The following is a 15,845-nucleotide window of genomic DNA, read 5'->3' on the forward strand; positions in this document are numbered from 1 at the left end:
CCCCAATACGAACACCACCCGGAGCCCGCACCCATGCGCACTGCAACGCCCACACTCGCTCGCCGAGGCCTGCTCGTCGCCGCCTCCGCCGCCGGACTCGCGGCCGCCGCCGCCTGCGGCGAGGAAGAGCCGCCCCCGGTCGAGGACGAAGGCGGCCAGGCCGCCGAGGAGCCCACCTCCGAGGCCCCCTCGCCCGAGCCCCGCGAGATCACCATCACGCACGTGGGCGACACCATGCCCGGCTCCTACCCGAACCAGATGGCCGACGACGGCGGCGCGAGCTTCTTCAGCGGCGTCACCGACATCCTCCACGGCGACGTCGTCATCGCCAACCTCGAAGGCGCCCTCTCCACACAGGAGTTCGACAAGTGCGGCGGCGGCGAGTGCACCTACTTCCGCCTCCCCGGCGAGTACGCGCAGGTCTTCGCCGACGCCGGATTCGACGTCATCAACCAGGCCAACAACCACGGCTGGGACGCCGGACCCGACGGCGCCGTCGAAACCCAGGAAGCCGCCGAAGCCGCAGGCATGCAGGTCAGCGGCATCAAGGACGAAGTCTGCCTCGTCGAGACCGAGAGCGGCCTCACCGTCGGCATCGTCGGCTTCGCGCCCTACAGCTTCTACACCGACCTGCGCGACCTCGACGCCGTCGCCGCCCTCGTCGCCTCCGCCCGGGAGCAGGCCGACATCGTCATCGCCACCGCCCACGTCGGCGCCGAAGGCACCGACCACCGGCACGTCCCCGAAGGCGTCGAGAACTACATCGGCGAAGACCGCGGCAACACCCGCGAATTCGTCCACACCTGCATCGACAGCGGCGCCGACATCTTCGTCGGCCACGGACCCCACGTCCTGCGCGGCATCGAGTGGTACAACGGCAAACTCATCGTCCACTCCCTCGGGAACTTCGGCGGCGGCCAGGGCCTCTTCGCCACCGACGGCCCCCTCGGCCGCTCCGCCGTGCTCACCGCCACCTTCCGCGAGGACGGCACCCTCCTCGCCGCCAACGTCACCGCCACCCGCATGGACGGCGACGGCTACCCGCAGCTCGACGACGACAACGGCGCGTACGACGACTTCAACGAGCTCGCCGACGACTTCGGGGACGCCGGAGTGACCGTCGGCGACGACGGCGCGCTCGTCATCCCCTCTGCCTGACCGCACACGTAGACTGGCACTCCCGGACCGGGAGTGCCAGACTTGAGTCCGGCCGACTGAACCCGGGTCCGGTCCGGGACACACCGAACGACGGAGGGGACGTGGCGGCGATGGACGATCGCAAACTCGAAGTGCTGCGCGCCATCGTCGAGGACTACGTAGCCACCCAGGAACCCGTCGGCTCCAAAGCCGTCTCCCAGCGCCACGCCCTCGGCGTCTCCGCCGCGACCGTCCGCAACGACATGGCCTACCTCGAAGAGGCCGGGTACATCCAGCAGCCCCACACCTCCGCCGGACGCATCCCCACCGCCAAGGGCTACCGCCTCTTCGTCGACCGCCTCGGCAAGATCAAACCGCTCTCGGCCGCCGAACGCCGCGCCGTGCACCGCTTCCTCTCCGAAGCGATGGACCTCGACGACGTCGTCACCCGCACCGTGCGCCTCCTCGCCCAGCTCACCCACCAGGTCGCGGTCGTCCAGTACCCCAGCCTCAACCGCTCCTCCGTGCGCCACCTCGAACTCGTCTCGCTCACCCCGACCCGGCTCATGGTCGTCATGATCACCGACACCGGCCGCGTCGAGCAGCGCTACGTCGAGATGCCCGCCGAACTTAGCGAAGACGACGTCCTCGACCTGCGCCGCCTCGTCAACGAGCAGCTCCAGGGGAAGCCCCTCGCCGACGCCCCGCGCATCATCGCCGACCTCGCCGGACTCGCCCGCCCCGAGCTGCACACCACCGCCTCCGCGCTGGCGCGCGTGCTCCTGGACACGGTCGTCGCGCGCACCGAGGAACGCGTCGCCGTCGCGGGCGCCGCGAACCTGACGCGCCCGGGGAACTTCTTCGCCGGGTCCCTGCGGCCCATCCTCGAAGCCCTCGAGGAGGAGGTCGTGCTCATGCAGCTGCTGGGCCGCGCCGACTCCAACGCGCTCCTCACCGTGCGCATCGGCGACGAGAACAACCTCGACGACTTCCGCGAGACCACCGTGGTCACCGCCGGATACGGACCGGGTTCGGTGGTCGGCCACATGGGCGTCCTCGGACCCACCCGCATGGACTACCCGGGCACGATCGCGGCCGTCCGCGCCGTCGCCCGGTACGTGTCCGAGATTTTGGAACAGAACCGCTGACAGGACAGAGCGCACGTGGCTAAGGACTACTACGGCATTCTCGGCGTCGACCGGAACGCCACCGACGACGAACTCAAGAAGGCGTACCGGAAGCTGGCGCGCAAGTACCACCCCGACGTCAGCGACGAACCGGACGCGCAAGAGCGCCTCCAGGACATCAACGCCGCCTTCGAGGTCCTCATGGACCCGCAGAAGCGCGCCATCGTCGACGCCGGCGGCGACCCGTTCTCCCGCACCGCGAGCGGCGGCGCGGGCGGCGCGCCCTTCATGGGCTTCGAGGACATCATGGACGCCTTCTTCGGCGGCTCCATGGGCGGCTTCGGCCGCCGCGGCCCGCGCTCGCGCACCCGGCCCGGCAACGACGCGCTGCTGCGCCTCGACCTCGACCTCGAGGAGGTCGCGTTCGGCACCGAGTCGACCCTGACCGTGGACACCGCGATCCTCTGCGACTCCTGCGAAGGCTCCTGCACCGAAGGCGACGCCGAACCCCAGACCTGCTCGACCTGCGGCGGCTCCGGCGAAGTCCAAGTCGTACAACGTACGATCCTCGGCCAGGTGCGCACCGCGCGCCCGTGCTCGGCCTGCTCCGGCTACGGCACGATCATCACCGACCCGTGCCGCAAGTGCGGCGGCGAAGGCCGCGTGCGCTCGCGCCGCCGGATCACCGTGAAGGTTCCCGCCGGTGTCGAGGACGGCATGCGCATCCGCCTCTCCGGCGAAGGCGAAGTCGGCCCCGGCGGCGGCCCCGCCGGCGACCTCTACGTCGAAGTCCACGAGAAGCCCCACGAGGTCTTCACCCGCGAAGGCTCCGACCTGCGCTGCCGCGTCCGCGTCCCCATGACCCAGGCCGCGCTCGGCACGAAGCTCAACATCCACACCCTCGACGACCAGGTCGAAGTCGAAGTCGCCTCCGGCACGCAGCCGGGCACCATCAAGAAGGTCCGCGGCCACGGCGTCCCCCGCCTGCGCGGCGGCGGCACCCGCGGCGACCTCTACGTCGAACTCGACGTCCGCACCCCCACCAAGATCGACGCCGAGCAGGAAGAGCTCCTCAAGAAGCTCGCCACCCTCCGCGATGAAGAGATCAAAGAGGTCAAAGGCGGCAGCGGGTTTTTTAGCCGTATGCGCGACGCCTTCAACGGCCACGCGTAGCGGGGTAGTTGAACAAGAAGCGCAGCACGGACACGCGTAGCGACACGATCTGACGGACGGCGCCGAGCGGCAACGCTCGGCGCCGTTCCTGGGTCCGATGCTCCTCGGACTCCCTCGCCCGACACCGGACTAAGCTGTCCCGGTGAGCGCACCGGTCTTCCTCGTCAACGCCGTCCCGGCCGACGACGACTACACCCTCGACGGGCCCGAAGGGCACCACGCCGCCGACGTGCAGCGGCTGCAGCCCGGCGAGACCCTGATCCTCAGCGACGGCTCCGGCGGCACCGCCGCCGCCCGCGTCACGCACGCCGAACGCGGCTCCGTGCGCGTCCAGATCTTCGACCGGCGCATCGTCCCCGCCCCCGACCCGAAGCTCACCGTCGTCCAGGCCCTCCCCAAAGGCGACCGCGGCGAACGCGCCGTCCAGATGCTCACCGAGATCGGCGTCGACGAGGTGATCCCCTGGGCCGCTTCGCGATCCATCGTCCAATGGAAAGGCCCGCGCGGCGACAAGGCCCGCGCCAAATGGACCGCCACCGCCCGCGAGGCCTCCAAACAGGCCCGCCGCCCGCACCTCGCGCACGTCGCCGAACTCCACACCACCAAGCAGCTCGTCGCCCGCCTGCGCGACTGCGCGCGCGTCCTCGTCCTCCACGAAGAAGCCGACCTGCCGCTCTCGAAAGCCGAACTCCCCGAAACCGGCGAGATCGCCCTCGTCATCGGCCCCGAAGGCTCCATCAGCCCCGACGAACTGAACGCCCTCAAGGAGTTCGGCGAACCCGTCCGCCTCGGCGACACCGTCCTGCGCACCTCCACCGCGGGCCCCGCCGCCCTCGCGGTCCTCCAGGCCCGACTCGGCCGCTGGTGACTAGGATTCCGGGCATGACCGACACCGACTGCATCTTCTGCAAGATCGTCGCCGGGGACATCCCCTCCACGAAGGTGCTGGAGACCGAGCGCGTGCTCGCCTTCCGGGACCTGCACCCGAAGGCCCCCACGCACGTCCTGGTGATCCCCAAGGACCACTACCCGGACACCGCGGCGCTGGCCGGTGCCGATCCCGAGCTCGCCGGTGAGCTCCTGCGCGCCGCCGCCGAGGTCGCGGCCGTCGAGGGCGTCGCCGAGGACGGATGGCGCCTGCTCGCCAACACGGGCGCGAACGGCGGCCAGGAGGTCTTCCACGTCCACTTCCACGTCTTCGGCGGGAAACCGCTCGGACCGATGCTTTCGGCCTGAAATCACACCGGCGCCGCGATTACTCGTTGTCGCCTGTCGCAGGCGGCAACTACCATTGAGGCATGCAGAACAGCGGCCCCTCAGGCCGCTGCGAACCTCACTTTGGAAGCAGGTGGCGAACAGCCCTCAGCGGGCGAAGCCTATGACCGACCGCTCTGACAACGGCCAGCACACATCGACGATCACGTCCCAGATCACCGTCGGCGACCAGAGCTCGCTCATGGCACTGCTGGGCCGCGCCGACGAGAACCTCCGCTACATCGAGCGCCGCAACCCCGGCGTCGACCTCCACGTGCGCGGAGACACCATCACCCTCACCGGACTCAACGGCGCGCTGCACGCCGCCGAACGACTAGTGAAGGAGCTGCTCGCCTTGGTCGAGAACGGCGAGAGCATCGACCCGGACATGATCCGGCGCACCGAGAACATGCTCAAGTCCGCTCCCGGCGAGCGGCCCGTCGATGTCCTCTCGCAGAACATCGTCTCCAAGCGCGGCAAGGCGATCCGCCCCAAGACGCTCGGCCAGAAGCACTACGTCGAGGCGATCGACAACAACACGATCGTCTTCGGCATCGGCCCCGCCGGTACCGGCAAGACCTACCTCGCCATGGCCAAGGCCGTGCAGGCGCTGCAGGCCAAGGAGATCAACCGGATCATCCTCACCCGCCCCGCCGTCGAGGCCGGGGAGAAGCTCGGCTTCCTGCCGGGCACGCTCTTCGAGAAGATCGACCCGTACCTGCGCCCGCTCTACGACGCGCTCCACGACATGATCGACCCCGCGTCGATCCCGAAGCTCATGGAAGCCGGCACCATCGAGGTCGCGCCCCTGGCCTTCATGCGCGGTCGCACCTTGAACGACTCGTTCATCATTCTCGACGAGGCGCAGAACACCACGCCCGAGCAGATGAAGATGTTCCTGACGCGGCTCGGGTTCGGGTCGAAGATCGTGGTCACCGGTGACATCACGCAGGTCGACCTGCCGAACAACGCCACTTCGGGGCTGCGTGTGGTCCGGGACATCCTCGAGGGCGTCGAGGACGTGCACTTCGCCACCCTCCGGGCGGAAGATGTCGTCAGACACCAGCTGGTCAGCGATATCGTGAACGCCTACGAGAAGTGGGACGCCAAGATGGGCGACCCGAAGAAGGGGCAACGAGGAAACCGTGGGCATCGAGATCATCAATGAGTCCGGGCGGGAAGTCGACGAGTCGGGCATCCGCGCCGTCTCCGAGTTCGCCCTCCACGAGATGGGCGTGAACCCGCTCGCCGAGCTCTCGATCCTGATCGTCGACATCGAGCACATGACCGAGCTCAACAAGCGCTGGATGGGCGGCACGGGCCCCACTGACGTGCTCTCGTTCCCGATGGACGACGCCATGCCCGGCCGCCCCGACTCCTCGGAGCCGGGCACGCCGATCCTCGGCGACCTCGTGCTCTCGCCCGAGGTGGCCGAGGCCCAGGCCAAGGACGCCGGGCACTCCACCGCTGACGAGATGCACATGCTCACCGTCCACGGCGTGCTCCACATCCTCGGCTACGACCACGCCGAACCCGAGCAGGCCAAGGAGATGTTCGGCCTGCAGAACCGGCTGCTCGACGCCTGGCGGGCGAAACGCGAAGCCGCAGCGGAGAGTTAGGCCCGCATGATCCCGTATACGCTCCTGGCCGCGGCGGTCGCACTGACCGCCGTCGCCGGGGCCGCGGCCATGGTCGACTCGGCCCTCACAGCCGTCTCTCCCGCCCGCACCGCCGAACTCGCCGAGCAGCGCGAGCGCGGCGCCGGGTCCCTCGTGAAGATCATCGGGGACCTGCCGCGCCACCTCAACCTGCTCATCCTGCTGCGCCTCGCCTGCGAGGCCGCGGCGATCGCGATAGTCGCCGTCGTGGCCTTCGACTCCTCGCAGGACTCGTGGCTCGCCGTCGGCATCTCCGCCGCGATCATGACCGTCGTGTCGTTCGTCGCCATCGGCGTCGGGCCGCGCACGCTCGGCCGCCAGCACGCCTACCCGATCGCGCTCGCCGTCGCCGGACCCGTCGCCCTGCTCGGCACGGCGCTCGGCCCGCTCGCGAAGATCCTCATCCTCGTCGGCAACGCGGTCACGCCCGGCAAGGGCTTCCGCGAGGGGCCGTTCGCGACCTCGGAGATCGAGATCCGCGAACTGGTCGACGCCGCCGAGGCCCAGGGCACCGTGGACCACGAGGAGCGCGACATGATCGCCTCCGTGTTCGCCCTGGGCGACACCGTGGCCCGCGAGGTCATGGTCCCGCGCACCGCGATGGTCTGGGTCCCCGCCGACATGCTCGCGGACGAGGCCGAGCAGGTCGCGCTCCGCTCGGGCTTCTCGCGCATCCCCGTCGTCGGCGAAGACCTCGACGACGTGCGCGGCGTGGTCTACCTGAAAGACCTCGCCCGCCTCGACGACCGCGTGAACCCGCACGTCAGCGAGGTGATGCGCGCGGTCACGTTCGTGCCCGACTCGAAGCCCGTCGACGACCTGCTGCGCGAGATGCAGACCGCCCGCATCCACATCGCCACCGTCGTCGACGAGTACGGCGGCACCGCCGGGCTCATCACCATCGAGGACATCCTCGAGGAGATCGTCGGCGAGATCACCGACGAGTACGACAACGAGCTGCCGCCCGTCGCCTGGCTCGACGACCGCACCGCCCGCGTCACCGCCCGGCTCTCCGTGCAGGACCTCGAGGACCTGTTCGACGTCGACCTGCCCGAGCTCGACGTGGACACCGTCGCCGGGCTGCTCGCCGCCGAGCTCGGGAAGGTCCCGCTCGCGGGCGACCGCGCCCGCCTGGGCGGGCTCGAACTGACCGCTGAGGGTACCGTTGGCCGCCGCAACCGCATCGAGACGGTGCGCGTCGCGCGCCTGCCCGAACCCGGCGCTCCCGCCACCGTGAACGATGAGAGGCACAAGATCAATGTCTGACCTGCACGTCGACGCCCTCGACGCCGAGGACGCGAAACTCGCCACGCTGGCCCGCGGGGCCGCCGGGCGAGTCCAGCAGACCACCGGCGCGGCCGTGCGCGACGGCATCGGCCGCACCTACGCCTCGGCGGCCGTCGACCTCCCCTCCTTGCGGCTCACGGCCCTCCAGGCGGCCGTCGCCCAGGCCTTCGCGGCCGGGGCGGACAAGCTTGAGGCCGCGGTGCTCTTCGGCACCGCGTCCGACGAGGACGGCCTCCAGGCCGCCCGGGAGATCAGCGCCGACCTCACCGTCTGGTCGGTCATTCGCAAAGAGGTGACCCGTCTTGCCTAGCAACGACTTCCGTGCAGGCTTCGCCTGCTTCGTTGGACGCCCGAATGCGGGCAAGTCCACGTTGACGAACGCGATCATGGGCCAGAAGATCGCGATCACCTCCAAGCGCCCGCAGACGACCCGCCACGTGGTCCGCGCGATCCTGCACCGCCCGGAGTCCCAGCTCATCCTGGTCGACACGCCCGGCCTGCACCGCCCGCGCACGCTCCTGGGCGAACGCCTCAACGACCTCGTCCGCCAGACCTGGTCCGAAGTGGACGTCATCGGCCTGTGCCTGCCGGCCAACGAGAAGCCCGGCCCCGGCGACAAGTTCATCGCGGGCGAGATCGCCAACCTCAACGCGAAGGTCGTCGCGGTCGTCACCAAGATCGACCTCGTCTCGAAGGACGCGCTCGTGCGCCACCTGACGAACGTGGCCGCGCTCGCCGACTTCGCCGACATCGTGCCGGTCTCGGCGAAGACCGGCGAGAACCTCGACGAGCTCGTCGGCGTCCTCTCGGACAAACTCCCTGAATCACCCCAGCTCTACCCGGACGGGATGATCACCGAGGAGCCCGAGCGGGTCATGATGGCCGAGCTCATCCGCGAGGCCGCCCTCGAAGGCGTCCGCGACGAGCTCCCGCACTCTCTCGCGGTCGTCATCGAGGACGTCGAGGACGAGGACTCCGACGGCGGCCCGCGCAAGAAGATCTGGGCCGAGATCTACGTCGAGCGCGACAGCCAGAAGGGCATCATCATCGGCAAGGGCGGCGAGCGCCTCAAGCGCGTCGGCACCAAGGCCCGCAAGGGCATCGCCCAGCTCATCGACAGCCGCGTCTACCTCGACCTCCACGTGCGCGTCGCCAAGGACTGGCAGCGCGACCCGAAGATGCTCGAACGACTCGGATTTTGACGGGAAAACGCCGACGGCCCGGCCCCTCGAATGCGAGGAGTCGGGCCGTTTCCTTTCCCATTAGCGAGAAACGCCAGGTGAACACGCGGTGACCCCACTCACGGACCCCGCTGTGGCAGAGGCCGAATGGGGTCATGTACTCTTTAACTACCGACGCGGGATAGAGCAGCTCGGTAGCTCGCCAGGCTCATAACCTGGAGGTCGGTGGTTCAAATCCGCCTCCCGCTACTGGATGAAAAACCCGGTTTCCTCGAAAGAGGGAGCCGGGTTTTTCTGTGTTCCGGATTAGTGCGCGGGATTGGTGTTCTTCGGCGCTAGGAGTGACGGTCCTGCGGTCGCGAGTGACCATAGGGCGAGCACGGCCAGGGCTATGAGGACTATCGACCAGCCCGGTTCTATGGGGAGCCATAGGAAGTTCGACAGGAGCGAGGCCGCGGCGAGGGCCATGCCGAGGAGGCGGGCCAGGGGGTTGGCGCGGAGGACGCCGATGCCGACCGCGATGGCGAGGACGCCGACGGCGAGGTGCACGAAGCCCCAGGCGCTGATGCTGATCCCGAATTCGTAGTCGGGCGGGGCGACGAAGTAGCCGCCGGTCGAGAGGGCGGCGATGCCCTGGACGGCCTGTGCGAGGCCGCCGAGGATGAGGAGGATCGCCCCTGGCAGGGCGCGACTCGTCTTGATCATGTGGTTCCCCGATCCGTGCGTGTTCGAGTCTGATTTTCGACCTGTCGGCGGCGTTGTGCAGCCCGGTTGGCGAATGCGGCCCTGATCGGGGAAATCGGGCGAGGAGGGCTCGGGTTCCGGGTAGCGTCCCAACCATGCGGTTCATTGTTCACACGCTGGTCACGGCCGCGGCGCTGGCATTCGCGGCATACATCCTGAGCGGAATCCACGTCGACGGTTCTGGGACCGCCGAGAACACGTTGACCCTTATCGGGGTCGCTCTGGTCTTCGGCCTGGTCAACGCGATCTTGAAGCCGCTCATCCGTAAAGCGGGGAGCTGCCTCTACATCGTCACGCTCGGGCTGGCCGCGCTCGTTGTGAACGCGCTGCTGTTCCTGCTCACCGAGTGGATCGCCGACCAGTTCGGGCTGCCGTTTGCGATCGACGGGTTCTGGCCCGCGCTCTGGGGCGCGGTGATCGTCAGTGTCGTCAGCTGGATCATCGGCCTGCTGATCCCCGGGAAGAAGGACTTAGCGGGGCGGGGCCGTGGTCGCGCGGATGACGAGTTTCGCGTCGCAGACGGTCTCGCGGGCGGGGAGGGCCGCGTTGTCGAGGCGTTCGACGGCGCTGCGGACGGCGTTCTCGGCGATGCCGGTGGCGTCCTGGCGGACCGTGGTGAGGTTGATGTGGGACAGGTGCGAGAGGTTGCTGTCGTCGTAGCCGACGATCGAGACCTGGCCGGGGACGTCCACGCCGCCGCTGCGCAGGGCGTGCATGAGGCCGATCGCGCAGCGGTCGTTGGCGGCGAGCACGGCGGTCGGCAGCGTGTCCTCGCTCAGGAGCTGCATCCCGGCCGCGATGCCCGCGTCCTCGTCCTGGGCGCCGGGGAGCACGCGGATCTCGTCAGCGAGGCGGTGGCGGCGCATGGCGGCCCGGTAGGCGGTGCGGCGGTCGGCCGAGCCGGGGCCCTTGCCGCCGTCGATGTGCACGATGCGGCGGTGGCCGAGGTCCACGAGGTGGTCGACGGCCTGGCGCACGCCCTTCGCTTCGGCGGTGTGGACGCTGTCGACGCCGGGGGTGGTGGCCTTGCGGCCGACGACGACCGTGGGGACGGTGCCGCCGAGGCGTTCGGTGGAGTGCGATTCGGGGTCGGAGACGAGCAGCACGAGCGCTTCGCAGCGGTGCCCGAGGAGCGCTCCCGTGGCGAGGTGCTCGTCGCGTCCGGGCGCGATGGCCGAGAGGAGGACGTCGTATCCGAGCTGGGCGGCGGCCGGGTAGATGGCCTTGACGACCTCGGCGTGGAAGGGCTGTTCGAGGTTCATGAGGACGCCGAGGGTGCGGCTGCGGCCGCGCGCGAGCATCTGGGCGGCGCTGTCGGGCCGGTAGCCGAGCTCGTCGGCGGCTTTGAGGACGCGCTCGCGGGTGGCCGCTCCGGCGCCGGGGCGGTCGCGCAGGACGAGGGAGACGAGCGTGCGGGACACGCCCGCGCGCTTGGCCACGTCGGCCATGGTGGCGCGCTGGGGGGCGGTTTGCGATTGGGGCTGAAGCGCTTCGTCCAACGACTCGTCCTCTCCTGGGCTCGGTTGGCGACCGGCGGGTAACCCGAGTTTATTTCCGTCGGGCTCGGCGGCTTGACGCGCGGGTCTCGAAGTGAGTATATTCCAAATCACTGTCGCGCGACAGTAACGCGCGACAGTGGAGCGCTCCAGATTTTCGAGAGGAAGGTGTGCCCGTGGCCGCGACGCATGACGTCGTCACGATGGGCCGGGTCGGGGTCGACATCTACCCCCAGCAGGTCGGCGTCGGCCTCGAGGAGGTCGAGACCTTCGGCAAGTTCCTGGGCGGGAGCCCGACGAACGTGGCCGTCGCGGCGGCCCGGTACGGGCGCTCGGCTGCGGTCATCACGAAGGTCGGCGCCGATCCGTTCGGGAAGTTCGTGCGGAACGCGCTCCGGGGTTACGGGGTCGATGACTCGTTCGTCGGGACTGCTGCGGAGCTGCCGACGCCTGTCACTTTCTGCGAGATCTTTCCTCCGGATGATTTTCCTTTGTACTTCTACCGGCTTCCCAAGGCTCCTGACCTCGATATTCGTGCTGTTGAGCTGGATTTTGACGCGATCAGGGACGCTTCGGTCTTCTGGGTGACCGTCACTGGTCTGTGCCAGGAGCCTTCTCGGTCTGCGACGCTCGCCGCGCTTGAGGCGCGGGGCAAGCGCGGCATCACGATCCTCGACCTCGACTACCGGCCGATGTTCTGGGACTCGCCCCAGTCCGCCCGCGACTGGGTGAGACTGGCATTGCCGCACGTCACGGTCGCGGTCGGCAACCGCGAGGAGTGCGAGGTCGCCGTCGGCGCGACGGACACTCCCGCCGAAGCCGCCCAGGCCCTCCGCGCGGCCGGCGTCTCGCTCGCCGTCGTCAAGCAGGGCCCGAAGGGCGTGCTCGCCCTCGACGACAGCGGCCAAGTGGAAGTGCCGCCCGCACCAGTGAACGTGGTCAACGGCCTCGGCGCGGGCGACGCCTTCGGCGGCGCGCTCGTCCACGGCCTGCTCGCCGGGTGGGACACCGAGCGCATCATGCGCTTCGCCAACGCGGCGGGCGCGATCGTCGCCGGTGAACTCGCCTGCTCCGACGCCATGCCGACCGAAGCCGAAGTGGAGCGCAAATTGCAGGAGGCACGCGATGCGGCGTGACCAGCTCGCCGAACTGGCCCGGACCAGGCTGACCGACCCGGCCGCGATCCGCCGGGCCGCCGAAGCCCGCAAGCGCGCCACGAGTCCTGTTGGCGCGTCGGGCAAATGCTTCATCATCGCCGCCGACCACCCCGCCCGCGGCGCCCTCGCCACCGGCGGGGACCCGATGGCGATGGCCGATCGCGGCCAGCTGCTCGAACGGCTCGTCACCGCCCTTGAGAACCCTGGATGCAACGGCGTGCTTGCTACGGCTGACATCCTTGAGGACCTGCTGCTTCTCGGGGCGCTGGACGGGAAGGTCGTCTTCGGGTCTATGAACCGCGGCGGGCTTGCCGGGGCTTCATTCGAGATCGATGATCGCTTTACCGGGATGAGCGCGGACGCCATCGCCCGCATGGGGTTCGACGGCGGCAAGACGCTTACTCGCATCGACCTTGAGGATGACCGCACCGCTCCTACTTTGCAGGCTACGGCTCATGCGGTCGATGCTTTGGCGGATCGTGGACTGATCGCGATGGTGGAGCCCTTCATCTCCCGCCGCGAAGGCGGGAAGGTCGTGAACGACTTGACGACGGAGGGGGTCGTCAAGTCGGTCGCGATCGCCTCGGGCCTCGGCTCGACCTCGGCCTACACCTGGCTCAAGGTGCCCACCGCGCCCGACATGGAACGCGTCGCGGCCGCCTCGACCCTGCCGATGGTCATCCTCGGCGGCGAGGTCGCCGACCTTGCTGCGCAACGCGAGAGCTGGGGCCGGTCGCTGTCATTGCCCAATGTGGTCGGTCTGACTGTCGGCCGGTCGCTCCTTTACCCGGCTGACGGCGATGTCGCCTCGGCCGTCGATGCGGTGGTGAGCCTGCTGTGAGCACCTATTACCTGCCTTCCGGATCTACCGCCGACGGGCCTTACGACACCGTCGTCACTCCCGAATCCGCTGGCTGGGGTTACTCCGGCCTGAAGGTGCTGCAGTTGGAGCCCAACGGCTCGGCCACGTTCGCGACCGGCGACGCCGAGATGCTGGTGCTGCCGCTCTCCGGGAGCTGCACCGTCACCTGCGACAGCGCCACCGGAAACAGTGAGACCTTCGAGGTCCAGGGCCGCCGGAACGTCTTCAGCCGCGTCACCGACTTCGTCTACGTCCCAAGGGATGCCACGGTCACCGTCACGAGCGCGAGCGGCGGCCGGTTCGCCCTGCCCTCCGCGAAGTGCGAGCGCCGCCTGCCCGCCCGCTACGGCCCCGCCGAGAACGTGCCGGTCGAGCTGCGCGGCTCCGGCCAGGCGTCCCGGCAGGTCAACAACTTCTGCACGCCGGAGACCTTCGAGGCCGACAAGCTCATCGCCTGCGAGGTCATCACCCCCGGCGGCAACTGGTCGTCCTTCCCGCCCCACAAGCACGACGAGGCGAAGGACGGCGAAGCCGAGCTCGAGGAGATCTACTACTTCGAGGTCTCAGATCCCGCCGGTTTCGCCTGGCAGCGCGTGTACGGCACCCCGGAGCGGCCAATCGAGGTCAGCGAAGAGGTCCGCAGCGGCGACGTGGTCGTGATCCCGCACGGCTGGCACGGCCCGAGCGCCGCCGCCCCCGGGTACGACCTCTACTACCTGAACGTGATGGCCGGTCCCGGAGCGGACCGCGCCTGGCTCATCAGCGACGACCCCGCCCACGGGTGGGTCCGGTCCACCTGGGCCCCTGAGGATCTTGATCCTCGCCTGCCGCTGTCCTCGGCTGTGGAGAAGGAGGGCGACGATGCCTTTTAACGGCGTGCCCGCTGACACGATTCGACTCACCACCGCGCAGGCGCTGGTCCGCTTCCTCGCCGCGCAGTACTCGGAGCGCGACGGCGCCGAGCAGCGCCTCATCCCGGGTGTGTGGGGGATCTTCGGGCACGGGAACGTGGCCGGGCTCGGGCAGGCGCTGCTCCAAGCGGCGCAGACCGGCGAGGCCGACCTGCCGTACTACCTGGCGCGCAACGAGCAGGCCATGGTCCACGCTTCGGCGGCGTTCGCGAAGATGAAGAACCGGCTGCAGACGTTCGCGTGCACCGCTTCGACCGGGCCGGGTTCGACGAACATGATCACCGGTGCGGCGCTGGCGACGACGAACCGGCTTCCGGTGCTGCTCTTGCCTTCCGACATGTTCGCCTCGCGGGTTCCCGACCCGGTGCTGCAGCAGTTGGAGGACACACGCGCGGGGGACGTGAGCGTGAACGACGCGTTCCGGCCGGTGTCCAAGTACTTCGACCGCGTCTCGCGGCCCGAGCAGTTGATCCCTGCTGCTCTGGCGGCGATGCGCGTGCTGACCGATCCGGTCGAGACCGGGGCCGTGACGCTGTGCCTGCCGCAGGACGTGCAGGCCGAGGCGTTCGACTGGCCGGTCGAGTTCTTCCGCAGGCGGGTGTGGCGCGTCGGCCGGGTCGCGCCCGATCCCGCCGCTGTGGAGCGGGTCTCGGCACTGCTGCGCAGTGCCGAGAAACCGCTCATCGTCGCCGGCGGCGGCGTCGTCTACTCCGAGGCCGAGGCCGAGCTGCGGGCGTTCGCCGAGGCCACGGGGATTCCGGTGGCGGACACGCACGCCGGGAAGGGCGCGGTCCCGTGGGACCACCCGCAGGCCGTGGGCGGGCTCGGGTCGACCGGCACTTCTGCCGCGAACGCCCTTGCGGCCGAAGCGGACGTGGTGCTCGGTATCGGCACCCGCTACTCGGACTTCACGACCGCCTCGCACACCGTGTTCGGCGATCCTGACGTCACGTTCGCGAACCTGAACGTCGCCCGGCTGGACGCTGCGAAGCACTCGGCGGAGATGCTGCTCGCCGACGCCAAGACCGGCCTTGCCGCGCTGACGAAGGCCCTCGAAGGCTGGAGCGTCCCCGACGAGTACCGGGCCGAGACGCGCCGTCTCGCCGAGGAGTGGCAGGCCACGGCCGACGCCTGCTTCAACCTGGGGCACGGCCCGCTGCCCGCCCAGACCGAGATCCTCGGCGCGCTCAACGATGTTCTGGACGACTCCGACGTCGTGATCAACGCGGCCGGGTCGATGCCCGGCGACCTGCAGATGCTCTGGCGCGCAAGGGACCCGAAGGCCTACAACGTCGAGTACGCGTTCTCGTGCATGGGCTACGAGATCGCGGCCGGGGTCGGGACGAAGATGGCCGCGCCCGAGCGCGAGGTCGTCGTCCTCGTCGGCGACGGCTCGTACCTGATGCTGTCGAGCGAGATCGCGACCATGGTCTCCGAGGGACTGAAAGTGATCATCGTGCTCGTCCAGAACCACGGGTTCGCCTCGATCGGCTCGCTCTCCGAATCCCTTGGCTCCCAGCGGTTCGGCACCGCGTACCGCTACCGCGACGGGAAGTCGGGCCTGCTCGACGGCGACGTGCTCCCCGTCGACCTGGCCGCGAACGCCGCCAGCTTCGGCGCCGAGGTCATCGAGGCCGACTCCGTGGCGTCCTTCCGCGACGCGATCGCCCAGGCGAAGGCCAACGACCGCACCACGGTCGTGCACGTCGAGACCGACCCGACCGGCCCGAACCCGCCCGGTTCGGCCTGGTGGGAAGTGCCCGTCAGCGAAGTGTCCGAACTCGACTCCACGCGCGCCGCCCGCGCGACGTACACCGACCAGAAGCGCGCCCAGCGCCACTACCTCTAAGGGACCAGT

At 69.4% G+C, this 15,845-nt stretch carries 16 protein-coding genes, 1 tRNA gene and 1 pseudogene; 16 read left to right on the forward strand and 2 right to left on the reverse strand.

Going from position 1 to position 15,845, the window contains the following annotated elements:
• Positions 1-33 precede the first annotated feature (33 nt).
• From ACZ60M_RS03385 to ACZ60M_RS03435, 11 genes are all read left to right on the forward strand, one after another.
• Complete coding sequence (locus ACZ60M_RS03385; protein WP_465414250.1) at positions 34-1,158, forward strand: CapA family protein; 1,125 nt, start codon at positions 34-36, stop codon at positions 1,156-1,158.
• A 110-nt stretch (positions 1,159-1,268) separates the two neighbouring features.
• Complete coding sequence (hrcA, locus tag ACZ60M_RS03390; RefSeq protein WP_465414252.1) at positions 1,269-2,285, forward strand: heat-inducible transcriptional repressor HrcA; 1,017 nt, start codon at positions 1,269-1,271, stop codon at positions 2,283-2,285.
• 15 nt (positions 2,286-2,300) lie between these two features.
• Entirely contained in the window at positions 2,301-3,437 is a 1,137-nt protein-coding gene (dnaJ, locus tag ACZ60M_RS03395) for a molecular chaperone DnaJ (RefSeq protein WP_465414254.1), read from the forward strand.
• A 142-nt stretch (positions 3,438-3,579) separates the two neighbouring features.
• Complete coding sequence (locus ACZ60M_RS03400) at positions 3,580-4,305, forward strand: 16S rRNA (uracil(1498)-N(3))-methyltransferase (RefSeq protein ID WP_465414256.1); 726 nt, start codon at positions 3,580-3,582, stop codon at positions 4,303-4,305.
• Positions 4,306-4,319: 14 nt separating this feature from the next.
• Positions 4,320-4,673 carry a histidine triad nucleotide-binding protein gene (locus ACZ60M_RS03405; protein ID WP_465414257.1) on the forward strand — a complete coding sequence of 118 codons (354 nt, stop codon included), beginning with the start codon at positions 4,320-4,322 and terminating at the stop codon, positions 4,671-4,673.
• A 142-nt stretch (positions 4,674-4,815) separates the two neighbouring features.
• A complete protein-coding gene (locus ACZ60M_RS03410; RefSeq protein ID WP_465414258.1) occupies positions 4,816-5,859 on the forward strand; it encodes a PhoH family protein in 1,044 nt (347 codons plus the stop codon).
• Complete coding sequence (gene ybeY, locus ACZ60M_RS03415) at positions 5,837-6,310, forward strand: rRNA maturation RNase YbeY (protein WP_465414259.1); 474 nt, start codon at positions 5,837-5,839, stop codon at positions 6,308-6,310. The genes ACZ60M_RS03410 and ybeY overlap by 23 nt, the downstream gene beginning before the upstream one ends.
• A 6-nt stretch (positions 6,311-6,316) precedes the next feature.
• Positions 6,317-7,615 (forward strand): hemolysin family protein, encoded by a 1,299-nt coding sequence (locus ACZ60M_RS03420; protein WP_465414262.1) that lies wholly within the window; start codon positions 6,317-6,319, stop codon positions 7,613-7,615.
• Positions 7,608-7,946, forward strand: a complete 339-nt coding sequence (locus ACZ60M_RS03425; RefSeq protein ID WP_465414265.1) for a cytidine deaminase — start codon at positions 7,608-7,610, stop codon at positions 7,944-7,946. The genes ACZ60M_RS03420 and ACZ60M_RS03425 overlap by 8 nt, the downstream gene beginning before the upstream one ends.
• The gene (gene era / locus ACZ60M_RS03430; RefSeq protein ID WP_465414266.1) at positions 7,939-8,838 is read left to right on the forward strand and encodes a GTPase Era; all 900 of its coding nucleotides are present in this window, start codon (positions 7,939-7,941) and stop codon (positions 8,836-8,838) included. Before ACZ60M_RS03425 ends, era begins: the two co-directional genes overlap by 8 nt.
• Positions 8,839-8,992: 154 nt before the next feature.
• Positions 8,993-9,066, forward strand: a tRNA-Met gene (locus ACZ60M_RS03435).
• A gap of 57 nt (positions 9,067-9,123) precedes the next feature.
• Here the strand turns inward: ACZ60M_RS03435 and ACZ60M_RS03440 are convergent.
• Complete coding sequence (locus ACZ60M_RS03440; protein ID WP_465414268.1) at positions 9,124-9,522, reverse strand: DUF7144 family membrane protein; 399 nt, start codon at positions 9,520-9,522, stop codon at positions 9,124-9,126.
• Positions 9,523-9,656: 134 nt separating this feature from the next.
• Between ACZ60M_RS03440 and ACZ60M_RS03445 the strand changes: the two are divergent.
• Positions 9,657-9,941, forward strand: a pseudogene (locus ACZ60M_RS03445) (phage holin family protein); the annotation flags it as partial.
• A 90-nt stretch (positions 9,942-10,031) separates the two neighbouring features.
• On the opposite strand, the gene ACZ60M_RS03450 reads toward ACZ60M_RS03445, so the two are convergent.
• Positions 10,032-11,009 carry a LacI family DNA-binding transcriptional regulator gene (locus tag ACZ60M_RS03450; protein ID WP_465414546.1) on the reverse strand — a complete coding sequence of 326 codons (978 nt, stop codon included), beginning with the start codon at positions 11,007-11,009 and terminating at the stop codon, positions 10,032-10,034.
• A 224-nt stretch (positions 11,010-11,233) separates the two neighbouring features.
• Between ACZ60M_RS03450 and iolC the strand changes: the two genes are divergently transcribed.
• From iolC to iolD, 4 genes are read left to right on the forward strand one after another with little or no spacing between them, the layout of a single operon-like run.
• On the forward strand, positions 11,234-12,193 hold the full coding sequence (iolC, locus tag ACZ60M_RS03455; protein ID WP_465414270.1) for a 5-dehydro-2-deoxygluconokinase: 960 nt from the start codon (positions 11,234-11,236) through the stop codon (positions 12,191-12,193).
• Positions 12,183-13,055 (forward strand): Cgl0159 family (beta/alpha)8-fold protein, encoded by an 873-nt coding sequence (locus ACZ60M_RS03460; protein WP_465414272.1) that lies wholly within the window; start codon positions 12,183-12,185, stop codon positions 13,053-13,055. Before iolC ends, ACZ60M_RS03460 begins: the two co-directional genes overlap by 11 nt.
• Entirely contained in the window at positions 13,052-13,948 is an 897-nt protein-coding gene (gene iolB, locus ACZ60M_RS03465) for a 5-deoxy-glucuronate isomerase (RefSeq protein ID WP_465414274.1), read from the forward strand. The genes ACZ60M_RS03460 and iolB overlap by 4 nt, the downstream gene beginning before the upstream one ends.
• Positions 13,938-15,836 carry a 3D-(3,5/4)-trihydroxycyclohexane-1,2-dione acylhydrolase (decyclizing) gene (gene iolD, locus ACZ60M_RS03470; RefSeq protein ID WP_465414276.1) on the forward strand — a complete coding sequence of 633 codons (1,899 nt, stop codon included), beginning with the start codon at positions 13,938-13,940 and terminating at the stop codon, positions 15,834-15,836. Before iolB ends, iolD begins: the two co-directional genes overlap by 11 nt.
• The last annotated feature ends 9 nt before the right edge of the window (positions 15,837-15,845 follow it).

Source organism: Glycomyces sp. NPDC050141 (assembly GCF_055586545.1).